Below are 20,434 nucleotides of genomic sequence, written 5' to 3'. Positions count from 1 at the left end.
CTCAGCATCCGGTTTTTGTACCGTTTTTTACCTTTTTTTTACTTTTCTTCCGCTTTTCGGAGCGCTTTTTTCTTTTTCCTCCGGTATACCAGCCATGCGGTGACTGCCGCGATCAGGCCGATATCGGTCAGGTAGAAGAGTTTTACGCCCGGACCGCCGGTAAACAGCGTGTCCGTAAACATCTGGAAGAAGATGGTCTGGAAATCATCGTTGTAGTCCCTGTGGTAAGCGACCGTATGTGTGGTCTCCTTTCCGTAATCCGCTTTTACCGTGCTGTCGTAGGTTGTGTTCGTGTGCAACAGATCCTCGAAGACGACCGTCTTCTGGCCTTCCAGATACTGCACGTCGTCAATCTCGACCGGAATCCGGATCACAAGATCCACCGTTTCCGGAAGGTTGATGGTCGCCGTTTTCTTCGTCGGTTTCAAACGTCCGTTTTCATCCGCTTTTTTGTACACTTTTCCGTTTTCGTCTTTCGTGTCGATGGCCATTAGCGTGTCGCTGTAGTGCGCTGTCACGCTGACAATCTCCGGCGCGTTGACCGATGTAGTCCCGGTTACTGTCACCAGGGATTTTGCCTGAGCGTCTGTCAGTGTCCCGGTTGTTGTAACCGGGGCAAGCTCCAGGCTTACGGTTGTCTCGATCCGTTTTCCTTTCACGAGGATCGGTGTCTTCTGGGTCCGGCTCATCAGCACGCCGTGTACCTGGTACTTACTGTTCCCTTCTGCCGTAATATCCACGACCGGATACTTGTCATATGTGGAAGATCCGTCAATCTTAACTCCTGCGGCCGTGCCTTTCTGGTAAATCGGGTTGCCCTTCTCGTTTGTCTGCTCTTCCATCTTGATGTTTCCAAGCTTCAGGTTCTTGATGGTGACGGTATCCCAGATCACGTCTTTGCCGTTCCTTCTCGCAACTTCCTTGTCGGTCTGGTTTCCGCTTCTTACCTTGGAACCGGTCTTGGAGGAATCCGCCGCGGACGTCTTAATGGTCTGGTAGTAGACGGACTGCTTCGCGTCTTCCAAATTGTCATGCGTGGTAAGCGCGATGACCTCTCCGCTTTTGCGTACCACGTAGAGCGTTTCCTGTGCCACGACTTTTGCGTTTTCAAGGTTCGTGCTGTCAAGGTCAAACTCGACATTGAAGTAATTCAGGACTTTCTTGGTAATGCCTGTCACATGGTTTCCGGCGTCGTCCAGATACTCTCCGTTCTCATGAACCAGCGTTCCTTCTGTCGGGGTAAACGCTACGCCCGTGACCGTCTCACCGTTGGTCTTTGCGACCGTCTTTGTCTGCGGCAGAACGGTGCTGTTTCCGTAAGAGCCGGTATAAAGCGTGCTTGTCTTCGGGTCTCGCACTTCCACGCGGGAGATTGTCACTTCTTTTCCGGACGCGTCCTTTACGGTTTCGCCCGCCTTATGGGTGGTTCCCTTGGAATCGGTATAATCTTCCTTATAGACCAGTGTTCCTTTCAGGAAGTAGGTGTTTTTCCCGGACAGTCCGATGACACCTACCGTATCCCGAAGGACTTCCTTATCATATACCTTTCCGATATGATCCCAGGTGCCGCCGATCTCGCTGTCTTTGGAATATCCGGCAGACTGTGCCTTTTCATGGTCGGAGGCGGTGGTAATGTCCCCCAGCGTCGTGTGAAGTTCCGGTACGATGATGTTGATGGTCTGGTCATCATCGTTCAGGTTCTTATGATCTGCCTGCAGCTTTCCATAACCTTCCATCGGGATTTCCACATAGTTTCCGTTTGCGTCCTTCTTATAGGAACCGTCCGCATTTTCGTCGCGGTATACCAGGTGGCCGCCTTTTCCGATCGTCACTTCGTGTCCGTCCTCATCCGTATAGTAGGCGGATCCGTCCGATTTGTAATTGCGTGTCGGGCTGTACAGCTCTTCATAAACTACCAGATTCGTTCCGCCCTGGTCTGAGGAATTCATATAGAAGGGGACGTCAATCCATCCGTCCACCACGCCGAACGGTGTCACGTTGCCGTATGGGGAGGAATCGTCCGTCTTCCTGACACTTCCTTCTGTCAGCCCGTCTTCTTTATATTTGCGGTCTTTGTATTCGCCGAGCTGCCAGTTCTCTCCCTGTTTATAGGTAAGACCTTTGACGGCCTTTCCGCCCCGGAGGGAATAGGTGTATGCCGTATCGCCGTCCACGGTCAGGGACTTTCCGTCGCTGCTGATCGTAAAGGTGACGTATGCCTGCGACTTATTCCCATCCGTGTCCGTATACTCTTTGTTCTCGTCCTGGTCCATGATCCATCCCTTGATGGTATAGGTTCTTCCGGCATCGAGGTTGTGGAAATATACGCGGTCGGTGATGGATGCCTCGTCGTCCGGTATCTGTACGGAGCTGTCCGTCTCATTGTCGGATGCCCCGGTATGGAGGATGCCGACCGGCTCGTTATATACCGCTTTCTTGTTGTCCATACTGAAGGTGAAGGTCTGGTCAGCCGCACCCTTGTCGTCAATCGTAATTTCAGCGCTCCAGGTTCCGGTGTACCCCTGTTCGTTCTGAATTTCGCGGATCAGGAATTTGCCGAGGTTTGTATCATCTTTTTTCAGCCATCTGCCCGTGTACTGTCCGGTCGTCTCGTCATAGGTCCAGTCCACATCCTTATGCGTCAGTTCGCCCATCGACCATACCGGTTCCCGGTACGGCGTCGGTTCGTAAGCGCCTTTGCCGTTATTCAGGTTCTTGTTCCACTGGTATACGGCAAACTTCGTGTTCTTCAGGCGTTTGTTTGTGTCTTCCGTGCTTGTCTTCTGGATCACGACTTTTGCCGCGTGGCTGTAATCATAGGCCGTATAGACGTAATCCATCTCACCGTTCATGGAACCGTCCGTCGCTACCGCCAGCGTATCCTGATGCTCCTCCATGTGGTAGGTCTTGTTTTTGTCGATGGCGGGATCTTCCTTGATGAAATACGTCACACCGTTTTTCAGTTCCCCTGTCAGCTCGGCTGTCCCGTCCGCCCCTGTCGTTACATGGTGCACATCTGAGGCGTCGTCCGGGTTGGTAATGGTAAAGCCGAAATTCGGAACAGCCTTCCCGGTTACTGCATCTACTTTTTTAAGCGTCAGGTGGTTTTTCTTGTTTTCTACAATGTTTTCATCCCCTGTTTTTCCGGATACGATCTTCCCGTTCTGCGAATAGAGGTCATAGGTCCAGTTCAGCTTTTCGGTCAGGTCAATATAGGATTTCCAGCCGTCTGATTTATACACGCTTCCAGCGCCTGCTTCCGCGATCATCCACTGGCCCCCGTTTGCTTTGGTCCATGTCAGCGGAGCGGTCTGCCAGTTCGGGTTTTTAATCGAAGTGGGGTTTTCCTGGTAATTCTTGTCCTGCTGCAGCTCGTAATATCCTGACGCGGCGTTCCACGCAAACCGCATGTCATTACGCGTCTCGAACTGCTGGGTCTGCACATTCAGTTCCGTCACGGTAAACACGGCGTCCGTGATCCAGTTGGCCTTGTTTGACGGATCCGTCCCGGCTTTGATCTTCCGGATGCGTACCGTTCCCTGCTGATTCTCCCCGTTGAGGACGGTCACGCCGAGTTTCTGCTTTTCTTCCATGCCTTCGGAGCGGTACATTCTGCCGTCCCGGTAAACCGTTATCGAGTGAATCTGGCTTGTCCTGGAGATGTCGTTTCCGTTTTTATCCTTAAGCTCACGGAAATGCCATGGGCCGGCCTTCAGCGCGGTCTTGTGGATCTCGCCGTTTTTATCCGTCGTCTCTGTCACCGCGTGTGCCGTGTCCGTCCCATACCAGATGGAGAACGGGATACCGGCAAGGCGTGCCAGATGGTTGTCGCCGTCCACCTTGGTGATCACCAGCTCATTGCTGAGATTCTTCATGGTGATGTCTACTTCCCGCAGCTTTTCTGTCCCGCCCTTGAAGTTGATGTATCCGTTCTCGTCCACCACGATGTTGTAGGTGGTTGTGTCTTTCGCGTAGCCTTCCGGAGCGGATGTCTCCTCCAGCGTGTAGGAGCCGGGGTAAATCTTTTCAAAGACCGCGTAGCCGTCTGCCCCGCTGGTGGCGGTATAGGAGTCCGGATACGTCCCGTTATGGATGTAGTCGCCGGCCCCGTCCGATCCCCTTGTCAGGGTGAACACGGCCCCTGCCAGCGGCTTGTCCGCCTGGTCTACTTTGTGGACCTTTATCTCTGTCGGATAGTTTACGGCATTGATTTCCTTTACAAGGCTCTTTGCCGCGCTCTGGGAGGCGGAAGCCTGTTCTGTCTTCGTCACCATGAAATCATATTGCCAGTTCTTTCCTGTGGAAGGATCGACCGGGGAATACCCTTCCGGCGCCTTCGTCTCGATGACGCGGAATTTTCCCTGGTTGTCGTCGGTAATATACAGTTCGCTGACGCTCTGGTACTTCTTGTCAGCCCGCTGCGCCAGTGTCGTGGCATCCACGTAGGCGTTCTTCGTCCTGCTCCACTGCTGTACGGTAAAAGCCGCGCCGTCCAATGTCTCTTTCGCGGTATTCGTCTTGGTAAGGACGATCTGCACCGGATAGGTCCGTGTCGGAGTATCCACGACGTCGGAAAGTGCTGCGGCCGCCTTGTTATTGACGCCGGTATCCGTCACCTCAAAGGAATAGGTATGGGTATCCAGGTCAAATCCGGCGGGCGCCTTGGATTCCTGGTAGTACCAGGTCCCCTTGGAGAGCGGTACGCCGAGCGTGTATCTGGTGAGCTTCACGATTCCGTCCGCGTCGCTCTTGACCTCGATGCCGCGCACAAAGCTTCCATGCGCGGCGTCACCCTGTTTCCAGACCCTGAATACGGCGTCGGGGAGCTTGTTGCCCTCCTTGTCCTTCTTGACAAACTGGACTGTGACCGGCGTATCCGTGACAGACATCTGCATGGTGTAGCTGCCGTCCGCCTGATCGTCCGTCACCGTAAAGTTTTTGCCGGGGGCTGCGTATTCGCTGTCAATCACGTAGCCGTCCGGGGCCTTTGTCTCGACAAGGGAGAACCGTCCTCTGTTCTCGTTGGTAATCTGGATGTTTTGCAGTGTATAAACGCCCTTGCCGTCCCCTGTCAAGGTTCCGACCTTTCGATAGGAAGCAACTCCCGTGGCGGAAATATTCTCCATCAGGTCGAAGGATGCTCCGGTCAGTTTGGAGCCGTCCGTCTTATCCGATTTGGTGATTTGGAGGTTGAACTTCCCGTGTTTCTTGTTTATGCGGGTGATACTCATATTCCCCGTTCCGTTGCCGTCTATCTTCAAAGAGGCGTCGGAGGAAACAACCGTTCCGTCCTTCTGTACGTCGAAGGAATAGATTTTCCCGGTCTCGCTGTACGGGTCGCTGCCCGATTCATCCGCGATCCAGGTATTGTCTTTCGGTTTTATTTCCGTGAAGGTATATTTTCCTGCGGGCATCTTGGTAAAGGTGATCTGTCCGCTCCCGTCGGTGGTCTTATCAGAGCCGCCCGCGAACGGGTTCGTCCCTGTCCCTGCGTAGGTAAAGCGGAAGGTCACGCCGCTTAACGCGTTTCCGTTCTCATCCACTTTCTTCAGCGTGAATCGGTTCGGCGTATTGGAAATGGTGACAGATGCAGGATCCGCTTCCGTCCCTTTCCCGGCGGCTGTCTCCGGGGTCTTTCCTTCCACTGCCTTCCCGTCGGATCCGGTCGTTGTTGCCAGGTAGAAGGTGGCGGAAATATTGCCGTCTGTGTCAATGGTGAACCCATGCACCCGGCTGTCGATGACATATCCGTCATGCGGCTGCTCCTGATAGTAGTAGGTATCTGGGGCAAGGCCTGCCAGATCGATATAACCGTTGTCGTCCGTCGTCAGCGTCATGGATGAGGCGGGTGTTTCCGTATCGTCCTTCCCTGTTGTAAATGCGTTCTTGCTCTCCGACCATACGCGGAACGGGAAGCCTTTTCTGCTGCTTCCGTCTGAGACGGTCTTCCGAATCCGGAACCCGTTCCTCGTATTCGTTACCGTGGCAACCGCCACGTCACCGAGTGTCGTGCTGGGGTAAATACTCTCATTGCCGTTCTGATTCAGGTGGATATAGAAGTTCTGATCTACCGTGAAGGTATGTGCGGTGGTATCCAGCTTGTATCCTGCCGGGACGGAGATTTCCTGATACGTGTAAGTTCCTGCCTGAAGGCGGGAGACGATATCCGTTTTTCCGTCTTCCCCCGTGATCAGTCTTTTGTCGTATATGGTCTTTCCCGATGCGTCCACGCCGGTAAGGGTAAAGAGCACACCCTGCAGGGCTTTGCCATTTGTCCCCGTTTTTTTGATCTGGAACTGGTTCGTCTTGTCGGTGACGAGGACGGTGCTATTTCCTGTAGAAGTTACCACGCCGTTTTTCGCAGTAATGGTATGTACAGAAGGATCGAGGATGATACCGGAATCTGCCGGAACACTTACTTCATGATATTTAATGGTGACGGTTTGATTCCACGGATAATATTTAGTATCGGCGTAACCGTATTTGTTTGTCGTTACCATATATGTTCCATTAACATCATCTGTAACACTAAATGTTACATTTGGAACTTTTTGACCGTTAGATGTCTGCTTTTTTATTTTTAGACGATACTGTTCTTCATGAGGACTGTTAACAATCTCATCGACAAGCTCTGTCTCTCCATTAATCAAACCATTATGTGTTACCGTCAAAGTATATACATTACCATCGATTTGATACCCATCCGGCGCTTTGGTTTCTTGGTAAGTCCATGTGCCAGGGATCAATCCTTCCAGGACGACAGCTCCCTGCATGGAGGCATCGATATCCGTACCCGTGGCGGTTGTCTTCACGATCTTCTTTCCATTCGGATCGGTAAAGGTAAACTCGCCGCCATCCAAAAGTTTTCCTTTATTATCCACTTTTTTGATGATCACCTTGTTCGGCGTATCCTTGAATTCCGCTGTAATTACGCGGTCATCAGATGGATTCGCTTCGTTCGCGTTTAATTTCGGGGCATGGCGGGCAGCAGAAAACGGACGGGCCTTTGAGCCTGTGCCGGAATCGGAGGAACCGTCTTCCTGTGGCTGCGTGCCGGAACTGCCTGATACGCTGGAACTGCCGGAGGCATTTCCGGAAGAGATTGAGGAAGCCGTTTCCTTGTTCTCCGTCTCTGATGCCGGCCGTTTCTCTGCAGATGTCTTCACCTCTTCCCCAAAGGTATTGCCTGCCGAGAGGTATCCGGTTACTGTGGCAGCCGCCTTGGAAGTAGAATCTGTTGTCACATAGTAGTTGACCTTATCCCCATAGTTGGACGTATCCGTCAGGTATCCGTCTGTGTCACAGGCTCCCGCCGTAACGACGGAATCCATGCCGGCAGGAAGATAGCCGGAGGCGTCGTCCGCGTTATTTCCGGCGGATACCACGATCTGGCTTTCCCTTGCCGCGTCATTAATCACGGTCTGGAGGATGGCGGAATCTGACTTTGCTTTGGTATTGGCGGAGATATTGATAAGATCTGCCTGTTCGGCCTTTGCAAGCTTCAGCGCCATCAGGACAGAGGACAGGTATCCGTTGCCATCTTTGTCAAATGCCTTGATGGAATAAAGATAGGAGGAATCCTGCGACAGGTTGCTGATGATCTGTACCATTTCCGTCCCATGGCCGTTTCTGTCCTCTCCTGTCTCTTTCTTATTTTTGTCCTCTGACTCGTCAATGAGCCATGACTGTTTTTTCACCAGGCCCTCCGGGGCACCGGAATCAATGATCGCAATGACTTTCTTCCCGTCTTCACGCGCCTCTTCAAACAGATATCGGCTGCCCGATTTTTCAGCCGGCGAAGAGGAAGACACCGGTTCGTTCCCGGATTTTGTGTCCGTGTCCGACTCTGCGCTGGTATCCGGTTCCGTGTTTGTCACGGAATCTTTGCCCTGTTCCCCGGATGTATCTGTGTCACTGGAAGCATCCGATTCAGACGCGGAATCCGCCGGGTCGGCAGTAAAGGCGGTATCGTCACTAAGGGCCATAGCCTGGTCGTACTCGACAGCCTCCACACCGTCCAGTGATTCCAGCTTTGCCTTGTATCCTTCCGCTGTTTTTACGGAATCATACTGCGCCACGATCAGCCCGTCGTAATCCGCGTAGCTGTCCGTTCCCAGTTTTTTCCCGTCCCAGTCTCCGGATTTTGCGGAGACAATCAGACGGCTTGTTTTTCCGTCCTCCTCTTTTTCTACCGGAAGGGTGGCAAAAGCAAGGGCTGCCTTCTCCGCCGCCTCCACGGTTTTCTCTTCTTCCGTCTGTCCGGCGGCAACAGTGTCCTCCGACTGGAACGCCGTATCCGCCATAACAGAATTCGGGACCATTCCGATCAGCATCCCGGCACTCAGGACTAAACTTAATACTTTCTTCCTCATCGACATTCTCCTTCGCAAAAGGTTTGAAACCTCTGGTACACAGTATTTTCCGACCTCTGTAAGTCGCAAAAACTCTACTGTTGTATATATAGCTGTTTTTCTTTTTATTTTTTCGTTTTTGGGACTTAAATACCCCTTCTTATCGAATTTGGAAGAAATCGTTCAAGACCAGGATTTCGGTTTTAATGTGTCGGAGTAACTGACTACTCGAACCTATTTGGCTGCATTTTCGAACCTATTGGGTTGCATATTATTGACTTTTTAAACCTTTTCGCATATTATATATATATAAAAAGGAGGCGCATATTATGGCACAAGCAACATTCAGTGTTCGTATGGATGAAACGTTAAAAAAACAGTTTGATCGTCTTTGCCAGGATTTTGGTATGACAGCAACAACGGCGATTAATATTTTTGCAAGGGCTGTTGTTCGGGAACGGAAAATCCCCTTTGAGATAACCGCTTCAGAACCTTCCGTTACAAGAGAAGGGGCAATGCAGGCGTTTATGGCGCTGCGGGCACAGGCGATGGCAAACGGTGTATCCGATCTGTCGTTGGACGAGATCAATAAGGAAATCCGTCTTGCACGCCGGGAGGAGAAGGCATGATTTGCTATGCTGTGATTGACACCAACGTCCTGGTATCTGCCCTGCTCTCCAGTAAGGATGACGCTGCCACTGTGCAAGTAGTTTCCAGGATGCTCCGGGGCGAAATTATTCCTATCTACAGTAACGTTATTACGGAAGAATACCGGAATGTTTTATGCCGCCGTAAGTTTGGTTTCGAAGAGAAACTTATTGACTATCTTCTTACATCGGTAGAAAAATATGGGATCCTGGTGGATCCGTCCCCTTCCGGGATTACGCTCCCCGACATGAAGGATATCCCTTTTTATGAGGTAGTACTGGAAAAAAGGGATGACGGTGCTTATCTGGTTACTGGAAACATCAGACACTTTCCCAAGAAACCTTTTGTGGTAACACCGAGAGAACTCCTCAACCTTCTGGATCACAAAACATCCAAAGAATCCGAAAACTGACCTCCTCCACGTAGTAATGATCCGTCTTCCGAAAAATGAGGAACAGGAGAAAGTATAGAACCAGACAACAAGAATTACAGAAATGCTGTCCACGCTTTTATCGAGGAAAATCAGTCCTGAAGACAAAATACAGGATTTGGAAGAGAATTATGGCATACCCGTCACAGAGGCAATCCGCAAGGAGGTGAGCAGTATGTGTAACTACAGCAGCTATGTTTTTTCAGAAGGGGAAAAGAAAGGTCTGGAAAAAGGAATCATTATCGACGAGATTGATACCATGAGAGACTACGGGTTTTCTGAAGAAAAGATCCTGCAGCGGATCATGAAGAAATATCAGATCTCAGAAGATGACGCAAATCGTCTGATGGATGAGGAAAAAGAGCTTGTCTGATTTATAAAAGCATTCAAAAAGGCTGCCACACTGTTTTCTTAGTGCAGTAGCCTTTTTTCACGCCTTGTGCGGTGAAACTTCTTTTGCCAAAATCGAGTAGGAGGCGGTGATTAGCCGTCGTCCTCTCATACCATCATGCATACCGTTCGGTACACGGCGAGTTCAACAGTTGACACGCATAGACTGATCTCAAACTCTTTCCGCCCCAATATATCGATAGCCGTCTTCTTCTCATCGGCAAACCTCAGATTCTCAAGGCAAGCCTCAGATTCTCAAGACAAGCCTCAGATTCCTTCATGACCTCTGCCATGAAGGAATCCATGTATGCCCAATCGGGGCATCCATGAGAATCGGTTGGAAGTTTAATTTGCTCCGATTTCAATAAATCAGGAAACAACCCATAGTTATACGAATACTTACGGGCAATTGGCTGTAAGCATGCAGTCAAAAACATGCATGCCCCATCACTTAAATCTTGAGTATCTATGTAATAGATATCACGGCCAGATACAAATTCTTCACGCTGATAAAAGAACGTTGCATTTTCAGCGCCAAATGATATAACTCCCGCCGGGCTAGGTTTCATTTCATCACTGCGTTGCACACGACACTTAATCCCATTATCGAACTTCGTTCTTACGACATAAGGAATCCCGTTTTCATCTTCAATGACCTGTCGTTTATGAAGTACAGGCGGTTTTATAATCTTTGGAAACAATTTGCCTATTTCAAACTCTTTCCATCCACTCGTATCAATCTTCGCCATTGCTTTCACCGCCCTTCTTCAGGCTTATGGTCACTTCCGATTCTCCGGCACTAACGCGGCTCGAATACATAGCCGTATCGAGCAGTTTTTCACCAAACGCCTTGGCATCAATGCCTTTCTGGAACATCAGGTAGTCCATAACGGTCTTCCTGAAGTCCTCCTCGAATATCTCGAACGGCTTCTGCGGCATCTGGTAGGACAGGTGCTCGGCTGGGTTCAGCCACTGGCAAGTATCGTCGCCGGACTGCTTCTCGATCACATCGACCCAATGTGCCTCGATATCCGCCCACTTTCCGTAAACGTCATGGCGTCCCTTGTTCTTGACCGTTGCCAACCCATCGGACTCCATGTAGCAAGCAAAAAACTCCTTACCATCCTGCGCTACACCCGCCTCGAACACGAAGATGCTCGTGGTCACGTCCACGCCGAAGAACAAGCCTTCTGGCAACTTGATGACCTTGCGCAGGCGGTGATTCTTCAGAATCCGCTTTATCTGTGTCTTCGATGCCTTTTCCAGTTTTTTGTCAGGCAAAATAAACGCGCACTGTGTGTGTGCTGGAACGTTATCCAGTACCCTGTCGTCCTTGTTAACCTCAAGAATTCGGTACATGAAATCCGTGATGTGCTCAGGCGTAAATACCTGTCCAGCTTCTGATTTCTTCTTGTAACGATTGAACTCGTTGAAGAAAATGCCCATGACATCCTCACCACGCCATGCGTCAGAATTAAGACAATCAGAGATTTCCGTTATCCACTCAATAAACTGCCCAATCAAGTCCTTAACGTGCTTTTGCTCTTTCTCATCCTCGCTGTTCACGTTGAGATTCATGCGAATCTCAGAAAACACATCGAGAAGCAGCTCAAGCTTCTGATTCTGCTGCTTATCGCGAATCAATGCCTTACCGATAGATGACTGAATAGCATTCGTGAACATCGAATAATCCATACCCTTGACCATCAAGGCGTCGTAACGCTTCGCTACAAGGGCGCACGCCGTGAAAATCATGCGATGATACAGGTTCTTGATGCCGAACTCGAAATGCAGGCAGTTATTAATCTTCGCCGTCAGCTCGTAGATGTGTTCCTTGTCAATATGGTCCACCTTGAACAAATCCGTGTAATACTCGACGTTGTGAAGCTCCTTTGCTCCATCACCCTCATATTCCTCGGTTCCCTTGAACACGCGCACGTCCTCGCCGTTGTACAGAACACCGACAACCTTTTCGTACTGCGTTTGTACAATGCGAACATTCTTCAGCACCTCGTTTACCTGCGCCTTGCCAAGGACAATTTTAGACGCCTTTGTTTCAAGCACTATGGCTGTATCTGCATGATTTTCCGGCAAATACCAACCGTCTGGCTTATCTGCCACACCCGAAAATCCAAGCTGATTGAACGTCGTTAACTGTCCAACCCCAGAGCGCACGCCTTTTTTATCTTTAAGTCCAAGAATGTCACGTGCTTTATCGCGCACTGCATCCTCAGTCAAAGTCTTCGCCATTACTCGTTACCTCGTTTGTTGTAATATCCCTGCTCCTGTGAACTACTCGGTCATTAAATGGCCGATCATCTGAAAAAGAAAAAAGATTTGCAGCATCTTTGCCATCTACTTCTCCCCTCCTCAAGATGCTCCTGCACCCACTAGTGGATGATTGCGGCAATTGCTGTCTCGCGCTCCGCAGCCATTATCTTGAGTGCCTTCTTGTCGCTTACCGTGAGCGACAGCGAGAGCGTCGTGCGCTTCTCGTCCGCCGTCGTGTCGGTGACAACAGTCTTCTCGATCTTCTTCTGCCCGGCCTCACAGTCGGCAGTGTGTTTTCTGGACATGTTTGCCATGGATCAGCTTCCTTTAATCATTTATAACTATTTGTATAATTCTACATTGTCAAGACACATTTGTCCAGATGGACAAAGCTTTTGTCTGATACTGATTACAAACTCATCAATTACCCCGATCCCTTTACGGGTCGGGGTAATTGACGTCTTACGCGCTGAAACTTCTTCGCCCCATGATTTCCATTATTTCCCTGTCTCCACAGGCACGAACCAGACATTGGATTCTTTCCCGTTCTGTACAATCATATGCTCCTGATATGGATTTGCCTTTGCAAATGCCTGAATCCGATACAGGGATTCCGACGGATTTTCCGACAGCGTGTAAAGGAACATTTGCTTTTCATACAGGTAAAAATCCGGGACGAACTGCGATCCGTCCGGCAGTTTAAAATGTTGCGGACGATACATGTACCGTTCGCCAAGGGTATCCAGAGTTTCCGCACACAGCCGGTCTATATCCGTTCGATAGGTCATCAAAATTTTCCCCTCATTTTTATAATTCATCAACAGATTCATTTTAAAAAATCGTATTCAAACAGTTTCTGCACAATTTCGTTGTTATAATATTCTTTTACCAGAGATTTTAATGTTTGCAGCGCCGAATGTACCTCAATGTTGTTCCAGACTGTATTACCATCATCATCCTTATATGACGTGTCTATTTCTGCGAAAATCTGATACACGCCATAAGTTAGCTTCGGGTTGTATTCGTCAGTCTGCTTCACCGCGTCCATTAGAGTCTTCCACTGGCTGATCATGCGTTGCTCGGCAGGGCCGCAAACGAGTTTCTGTAAATCCACGGACGCAACAGTTGGGCCATTTGTCGTATCCATGCATAGCTCATTGCGATAGAAACGACCGTCGCTGCCCGTAAACGTACGCATATGATTTTGCATTTCCATACAAGTGAACAACAGGCACTTACGCAGCCACTGATCGAGCTTACCGGATGCCACGTCAGCGTTAAATCGGTCGGCACCGTCTCCCGACTTCATGATACGGGCACGTTCCGTCCACTCACGGTTATATGTGATATAACGAGAGGCGCAGAACATCGGCAATTTTTCCAGATAATTATCTTTTCGCAGAAAAAAACCATTTCCATTATAAATACCTGCTCGAAGAAGGCACGAATGCAGGTCCGGGTTGTCGAACCCCGGGCCGTCTGCTACCATATACCCAAGAATATTTGAGTTGTAGACAGGTTTGATTCGGCACTTTTGACTTCCAACTTCCATTCCATTGTGCTGTAGAAGGACGCCATTTTCCATATCATCCGGGAATGTCCGTTTATCATAATATTGACTGCTGTACATCGTATGGATGCGGTTTATTCGCAAATCGCCATTGGGTAGTAATTCATTTTCTTCACCAATGTCGTATCCGGGCAATGTAAAGGAATCCATGTCATCGTCTTCTTCTGACCATAACGCAACCATGATACATGCATCTATATTCGTATGGAAATGACGTCGGTTACAGCAAAAACCGCCATATATCTTTTTGTTGATCAGATGTTGGACTTTCCAGTATTTTACTGGTGAGAACACAATATAACTATCTGTTGCCTGACGTAAGTAATATTCGAATGCTGACCAAATGAATACGTTACCAAGATCATTTAATGCAGTTCCTGTGACCTGCTTCCTCATTTGGTCGACTGCAAAACTTGATTTCCAGACAGAAGATTTATGTCCGGTATTGGTTTTTTGGTGCTCCATGCTCGTTGTTTCCGCATACGGGGGATTTTCGAACAGGATAATCGTGCAATTTGGGTCATTAATATATTGTTTGATAATCGGATTGTTGACGTACTCCTCACTCAGTGCATCTGCGCCACGCACCAGACCAGCGCTGAATGTATCGTTCGCCTCGATGGGAGGGATAATGTGACGCACCTTCGAACCGAGGATTTCCTGCATTACCTTGTACTCGTAGTATTCCACCGTAGACAGGATACAATGTGACAGCTCCTCGTCCGTCAGTCCTTTTTCCAAATTACCAGTGCCTGCGCAGCGGTCAATAATCACATAGTCGTTTCCTTTTGGAACGCGTGCAATCGCCATGCGCAACAGCTCATGGGATTTTGCGGCGTATATTTCAGGCGTGTAGAACGCGCCCAAATTCCTCTTTTGAAGCGTATCGTTAAGCTTGTCCATTAGGTACTGGAACTTGACGTTCGACGTCCCTTTGTACGGGTAGATGTACTCGGTAAATACCGACGGGTTGCGAATTTCGCCAATTGTCTTATGCTTACCGCTATCGTCTCCGATGAAATCCTCTTTTCGCGCAGTCGGCACCGCCTTATAGAACGCCTTCGCCCAACCGACGATACAGTTTTCGTCGATATGTATACGAGTGAACTCAGTTTCCTTCAGGCGTTTAATCAGGTGTGTCACTGCAACCTGGTCTGTGCCATAGGCATACTTCTCGTTATATGCACGACCGGCAAACCCGGTGTTGGCCTTCGATGCACCGCCTGAATATACCTTCTCGATATCCGAAAGGTAATCATCGGACTTGTACAGATACGCCATTTCGCTGTTCAAATCCACGATGATGATGTTCGCAGGAACGGGCTTACCTTTGATGCGCAACGCCGAAAGGTACTTTACGCACTGCAACAGCACAACGTTTAAATCGTTTACGCGCAGTTTAAATTCAAGCAAATTTCCATTTAAGACGCCGTCATTATCATCTGCCAAAATATCATTTAACGATAAGGAAGGGTTTATCATTGGTAGAAATGTCTGGAAAAAATCAATCTGACCCTCTCGTTCTGTGTCGTAATTTGCCATTTTTACTGTCTCCTTGTCACATTTGACCTGTGATATCAACAAAGGCGGGGCTTTTGAGCCCCGCCCCATCAGTTGTCATGTCCCTTCAGATCCGCTTACGCGTGTCTTCTTTTCCGGTCGAAGATCGCAAGGAAGGCGGCCATCAGTCCGGATCCTGCCATGGCAGCCGCGGCTGTCGCCTGGTTGCTGGTATCCCCGGTCTGTGCTCCGTCAGCGATGGTTGTGGAAGCGCTTCCGTTCCCCTTCGCACTGCCGTCCTGCACATTGGCCTTTTTGCTTCCGACTGTCGCGTTGGTTGCCGTTCCTGCAGCATTATTCTTGACATTCTGCGGAACAACCGCCTTCTTCTCTTCCACTGTCTGGAACGTTCCGTCAGCGGTCAGCCCGTACTGGTACAGGAACCTTACGGTATGCTTTCCACTCCCCAGCGTCTTCAGGTAAGACGGGTTCAGGTAAACCTCTGTGGAACCCTTTCTTACTGTGTAATTGGACGGATCTACCAGCTGTCCGTCGATCATCAGTCCGGTGAACCATTTCATTTCCCCGTCGCTGATCAGTACGAGCGGATTGGAAGAACCCTTTGTCCAGGAGTCTCCATTTCCGGAAATAATTGTGTACTTCGGCATCAGGGAATTGAAATCGTCAATGGCAATAACCTGATCCGCAAGTGCTGTGGTATATGCATTTCCGGCCTCCTTGGCGGCTTCCGCCTTAGTTTCGGCCTCTGCCTTTGCGGCTTCTGTCTCATCCTGCGCTTTCGCAATCGCTTCCTGCGCATCTTTCACCGCCTGTACCGCGTCATTCAGGAAGGCGAAATCCGCGTCAGCTACTGTTTCCGTATCCACACCGTTGTATGCCGGAAGCTTCTTTGCCCTCTCTGCCTTGTCCTTTGCCTTTACAAGGGCATCCTGTGCATCGGAGAGCGCTTTCTTGGCATCCGCAAGTGCCTTCTTTGCTTTCTCTTCCGCCTTAACAGCCTTCTGATATGCGTCAGACGCATTCTTGTAGGCCTGCTGTTTGGCTTCCGCACCATCATACGCTTCCTGTGCGTCGCTCTCGGCTTTCTTTGCGGCATCCAGCTTCGCCATCGCCTTGTCGGTCTTCTCCGCAGCCTTCGCCAGCTTGTTCTTGGCTTCTGCTGCTGCCTTGTCCGCATCAGCCGATGCCTTTTCTGTGGCAGTTACCTTGTCGGAGGCATCTTTAACCGCGTCTGCCTTTGCACCCTGGTCAGCCTGTGCAAGCTTCAGAGCATCTGCCTTTCTGTTTGCGTCGGCCACAAGGGCTTCATATGCCTTCTGGATGTTGTCTTTGACCTTCTTGAGGGCATCCTCCGCGTTCTTTACTGCCTGATCTGCGTCTGCCTTTACGGCGTCTGCAGAAGATTTGCTGTTTGCTGCGGCATTCCGCTTCTTCTCTGCATCTGCTTTTGCTGTGTTCGCTGTTGCCAGTAATGCCTCTGCTTTGGCCAGTTTAGCCTTTTCCTCTGCAAGAGAATCTTCCGCAGGTTTTACAGCAGCAGCCTTTTCCGCTTTCTCTTTTTCTGCGGCGGTTACTTTATCGGAAGCCGCTTTTTCGTTCTTCTGTGCAGAAGCCAGATTGTCCTTTGCAGAAGCAACCGCTTTCTCTGCATTCTGTACCGCGGTCTTTGCATCCGCAACCGCCTTGTCATGATTTGTCACAGCATCACTTGCCTGCTTCTGTTCTGCAGCCTTCTGATCGTAAACAGTCTTCGCCGCATTATATTTATCCGTCTTATCCTTCAGGGTCTTCTGCGTGTCTTCCAGGGCTGTTTCCTTGGCAGGAAGGGCTGCCTTTGCGTCTTTTAATGCATCCGCCTTTGTTACGGACGCGGACTGCGCTTTGGACAGCGCATCCTTTGTGGATATCACGTTGGCGTCAGCGGTATCCTTTGCGGTTTTCGCTGCATCCAGGGCTGCGGAAGCATCTGCCTTTGTCTTATCCGCAGAATCCTTTGCATTTTTCTTTGCGGCTACAATCTGTCCGGCCTCGTGTGCCGCAACAGATGCATGATGTTCGATGTTCGTCTGATTGTCCAAAGCTTTCTGTGCAGCGGTTTCTTCTGACATGGCATTATCGTATGCTGTCTGCGCATTTGCTTTTACGTTTGTCTTGGCATCCACATCGGACTGTGCCTTTTCAGTATTTGCGGCAGCAGTATCCAGTGCGGTCTTGGCAGAAGCCATTGCCGACTTAGCTGTGTCAGCTTTTGTCTTCAGCGTATCCACCGACTCTGCCGGATCATCCAGGGCATCTTTGGCTGCCTGTTCTGCTTTCTTTGCATTCTCAAGAGCAGCATTGGCGGCTGTCAGATTCGCCTTGGCGGTCGCAAGATCCTGTTCCGTTTTGGAAAGCTCTGCCTGATGGTCCGCACTGTTCTCAAAAGTGGTGAGAAGGTCACGGTATTCGGTTGTAGTATAGCCGTTCATACCTACATCGCCCCATGTTGTTCCATCAGGAAGTTTTGTTAATTCACCAATAGAAAAAACCTGTGCGTGAACTGGAGCATACTTTGCATATGCAACGGCGAATCCTGTGTATTCCCAGTAATCAAGGGTCATGTTTGTGTAATGACCGTAATTGTGGTCAGAGGTGTCTGTTCTTTCTGGATATAGTTTATTATCTCGCTCGTCAATATACCATCCGTCAAACGGATCTTTATATCCCGCTGCAAGATTTTCCCCAAATCCCATAGGAGTATCCATATCTCCCAAATGCGTCAAGTCATTCGTTGTATTCCAGTTCGCATGGATTGCTGCTACCGCCATCAGAAGCGAGTTTACCTTGAGCTGCATCCGCTCTACGTTGTCTCCCTGCACTACATATGGCTGATTTTTGTTATAAGCCCATCCTGTATGCGAAGCATCAATCGTTCCGCCGTTTGTCTCGATGTTGCGGAGCTCATTGCACTCATCAATGAAATCCAGGCTTTTCTTAAAATTCTCCAGGTTTGTTGCGTCTTTTTCCTTCCCGAGATTTGTATAGCCGTTATAATACTGCTTGTCCGGATTGTTTTTATACCATTCGTCGGTTCCGTCTGTGATGGATGCCGCCCTTTCCGCATTCTCGTCTCCCTGTTTCATCAGGTACTGATAGAACCTCAGCGTGCTTCTTGCCGTGTCATACGCTTTCTGTGCGTCATTCTCTGCATTCTGCGCACTTATCACATTTGTTTTCGCAGTTTCGGTATTTTTCTGTGCCTGTTCATAGGCCGCCTGCTTGGCATTGCTGCCGGCCACAGCTGCCTCATATGCTGCTTCCGCCTGTGAATATGCCTGTGCCGCATTGTCGTATGCTGTCTGCGCACCTGCCTGCTTGTCCCTGCAGTCGGCAAGGGTCTTCTCCGCAGCTGTAAAATCAGCAGATGCGGTATCCAGTGTAGTCTTAGCAGTCTTAGCGGCATTCTGTTTGTCGTTAAGATTCTGGTACGCATCGTCAAGCCGTTCTGCTTCATCATGATAAGTTATGATTTTGTTATTATATTCGGCCTGTGCAGCGGTAAGCTCGGATGCCGCGGTATCTGCCGCCTTGGAGGCTGTGTCATAGGCAGCCTGTTTATTGGCAAGGTCGGATGCGGCCTGTGTCTGCGCAGCAACCGCGTTGTCATAAGCCGTCTGGGCTACCGTTACGGCTGCCGCGGCATTGTCGGCTTCTGTCTTACAGGAGGCGATTGTCGCATTCTGTGCGTCCACAGCTGCCTGCGCATTGTTTACAGCGGCCTCTGCAGCTGTCTTCGCCTCGTCTGTCGCATTGAGATCCGCCTGTGCGGATGCAAGAGCTTTATTGGCTTCATCAAGGGCGGCCTGTCTGGAAGGAAGATCTGCCTGTGCAGCGGTAAGAGCCGCGTCCGCGTTTGCCTTCTGGCTCTGTGCATTTGTCAGCGTCTGCTGTGCGGATGTTACTGCCGCGTCCGCGTCTGTCTTGTTCTGTACTGCGGTGTCATACGCTGTTTTTGCGTCAGAGGCAGCCTGATTCGCACTATTCAGTGCGCTTTGCTTTTCCGCTACCGTGGCGTTCTGGCTGTCATAAGCCTGCTGTGCCGCTTCTGCGGCTGCCTTTGCGTTATCGTAAGCGGCCTGTGCCTCTTCCAGTGTCTTTGCCGCCGCGTCCGCTTTTCCGGCTGCGTCTGCCTGCTCCGCCTGGGCATCTGTCAGGTCCTTGTATTCCGGGGTGTCCTTCTCATTTCCGGACTCTATGGCAGTCTTCTCCTGGTCTGCCTTTGCCTTTGCCGCGTCATAGGCAGCCTGTGCGTCCGAAACGGCCTTGTCTGCAGCTGTCTTGTCCGCCTCTGCCTGTGTCAGGGCCGCTTTCGCGTCCTCCGCCTTCTGCTTTGCGTCTGCCGATGCCTGGTTTGCCGCATCCAGCGCGTCCTTTGCATCGTTCTCCTGCTTCTGTGCGTCCGCCTTCTCGGACTCCGCCTGCTTCGCGGCCTCGGATGCCGCGTCAAGGGCTTCCTTCTTTCCGGATACGTCCGCAGCATCTGCTGCCTGCTTTGCCGTATCCATCAGGTCCTGCTTTGCGGCGGTATCGTCAACAGCCGCTGTTACTCCGCTTTCTGCGTCGGCCACGGCCGTTGTGTCTGTATCGACGGTCTGCTGTGCTTCCTTTGCTTCCTGCTCTGCATTTGGCACAGCATTCTGGAAGGTGTCAGCCGCATCCTCGTCTGCTTTCTTCGCATTTTCTTCTGCCTCTTTTACCTTTGCTTTCGCGTCAGCGACAGCCTGCTCGGCTGCCTTCCTCTCCGCTTCCGCCTTTTCGCTTGCCGCTTTCGCCGCCTGTGCGGTCTTGTCGGCCGTCTCCTTCTTCTCGATGGCTTCCTCGAAGGTCTTCGCGTGAGACACCGGTGCTTCTGCGGTGGAAGCTTCCTCCGTTGTGTTCTTGTCGGAGGTGTCTGGGCTTCCCGTTGTGTCCGCGAACGCGGTGACGTTCACAGAACTCATGGTTGTCGCGATTGCTGCGGCGGCGATGACCGCCTGGACTGATTTCTTCTTCATAGATATTCTCCTTTTTCCTTCCTGAGAAGGTAATGATCCGGGATCTTGTGGAGATCCCCTGATAACCGATTTCTTTGTTCTATCCCCTATATGGACGAAATTAAAATTTTTCTTCGTTTTTTGCGCGAAAAAAATGGTGTGTTATTTTTCTTTCTTATGAGCATTATCGTGGCTTGATTTTTTCTGTAACCCGGCTATCCTTCCTTTTTCTTTTTTTGAA

At 50.2% G+C, this 20,434-nt stretch carries 10 protein-coding genes; 3 read left to right on the top strand and 7 right to left on the bottom strand.

What is annotated here, in order from left to right; translation table 11 throughout:
* Positions 1–38 precede the first annotated feature (38 nt).
* Positions 39–8,372, bottom strand: coding sequence for a SpaA isopeptide-forming pilin-related protein (locus tag ACTQZS_RS02475; protein WP_441474427.1), 8,334 nt, complete (start codon positions 8,370–8,372; stop codon positions 39–41).
* Between the two features lie 308 nt (positions 8,373–8,680).
* Between ACTQZS_RS02475 and ACTQZS_RS02470 the strand changes: the two genes are divergently transcribed.
* From ACTQZS_RS02470 to ACTQZS_RS02460, 3 genes are all read left to right on the top strand, one after another.
* Positions 8,681–8,980 (top strand): type II toxin-antitoxin system RelB/DinJ family antitoxin, encoded by a 300-nt coding sequence (locus ACTQZS_RS02470; protein ID WP_441474426.1) that lies wholly within the window; start codon positions 8,681–8,683, stop codon positions 8,978–8,980.
* Positions 8,977–9,411 (top strand): PIN domain-containing protein, encoded by a 435-nt coding sequence (locus ACTQZS_RS02465; protein WP_441474425.1) that lies wholly within the window; start codon positions 8,977–8,979, stop codon positions 9,409–9,411. The genes ACTQZS_RS02470 and ACTQZS_RS02465 overlap by 4 nt, the downstream gene beginning before the upstream one ends.
* 193 nt (positions 9,412–9,604) lie before the next feature.
* A complete protein-coding gene (locus ACTQZS_RS02460; protein ID WP_441474424.1) occupies positions 9,605–9,802 on the top strand; it encodes a hypothetical protein in 198 nt (65 codons plus the stop codon).
* Positions 9,803–10,046: 244 nt separating this feature from the next.
* On the opposite strand, the gene ACTQZS_RS02455 is transcribed toward ACTQZS_RS02460, so the two are convergent.
* The 6 genes from ACTQZS_RS02455 to ACTQZS_RS02430 form a co-directional block, all read right to left on the bottom strand.
* Positions 10,047–10,568: a restriction endonuclease subunit S gene (locus ACTQZS_RS02455; protein WP_441474423.1), complete on the bottom strand. Its 522-nt coding sequence runs from the start codon at positions 10,566–10,568 to the stop codon at positions 10,047–10,049.
* A complete protein-coding gene (locus tag ACTQZS_RS02450; RefSeq protein ID WP_441474422.1) occupies positions 10,555–12,069 on the bottom strand; it encodes an N-6 DNA methylase in 1,515 nt (504 codons plus the stop codon). The genes ACTQZS_RS02455 and ACTQZS_RS02450 overlap by 14 nt, the downstream gene beginning before the upstream one ends.
* 140 nt (positions 12,070–12,209) lie before the next feature.
* A complete protein-coding gene (locus ACTQZS_RS02445) occupies positions 12,210–12,404 on the bottom strand; it encodes a hypothetical protein (protein ID WP_441474421.1) in 195 nt (64 codons plus the stop codon).
* 183 nt (positions 12,405–12,587) lie between these two features.
* Positions 12,588–12,881 (bottom strand): hypothetical protein, encoded by a 294-nt coding sequence (locus tag ACTQZS_RS02440; protein WP_441474420.1) that lies wholly within the window; start codon positions 12,879–12,881, stop codon positions 12,588–12,590.
* Between the two features lie 35 nt (positions 12,882–12,916).
* Positions 12,917–15,202 carry a hypothetical protein gene (locus tag ACTQZS_RS02435; protein ID WP_441474419.1) on the bottom strand — a complete coding sequence of 762 codons (2,286 nt, stop codon included), beginning with the start codon at positions 15,200–15,202 and terminating at the stop codon, positions 12,917–12,919.
* Positions 15,203–15,297: 95 nt separating this feature from the next.
* Complete coding sequence (locus ACTQZS_RS02430; RefSeq protein ID WP_441474418.1) at positions 15,298–20,214, bottom strand: hypothetical protein; 4,917 nt, start codon at positions 20,212–20,214, stop codon at positions 15,298–15,300.
* Positions 20,215–20,434 lie beyond the last annotated feature (220 nt).

This window comes from Bilifractor sp. LCP19S3_H10 (assembly GCF_052119185.1).
Classification (GTDB): domain Bacteria; phylum Bacillota; class Clostridia; order Lachnospirales; family Lachnospiraceae; genus Bilifractor.
Note: the sequence above shows the minus strand (reverse complement) of the source record. Positions and strands in the feature narration are given on the sequence as shown.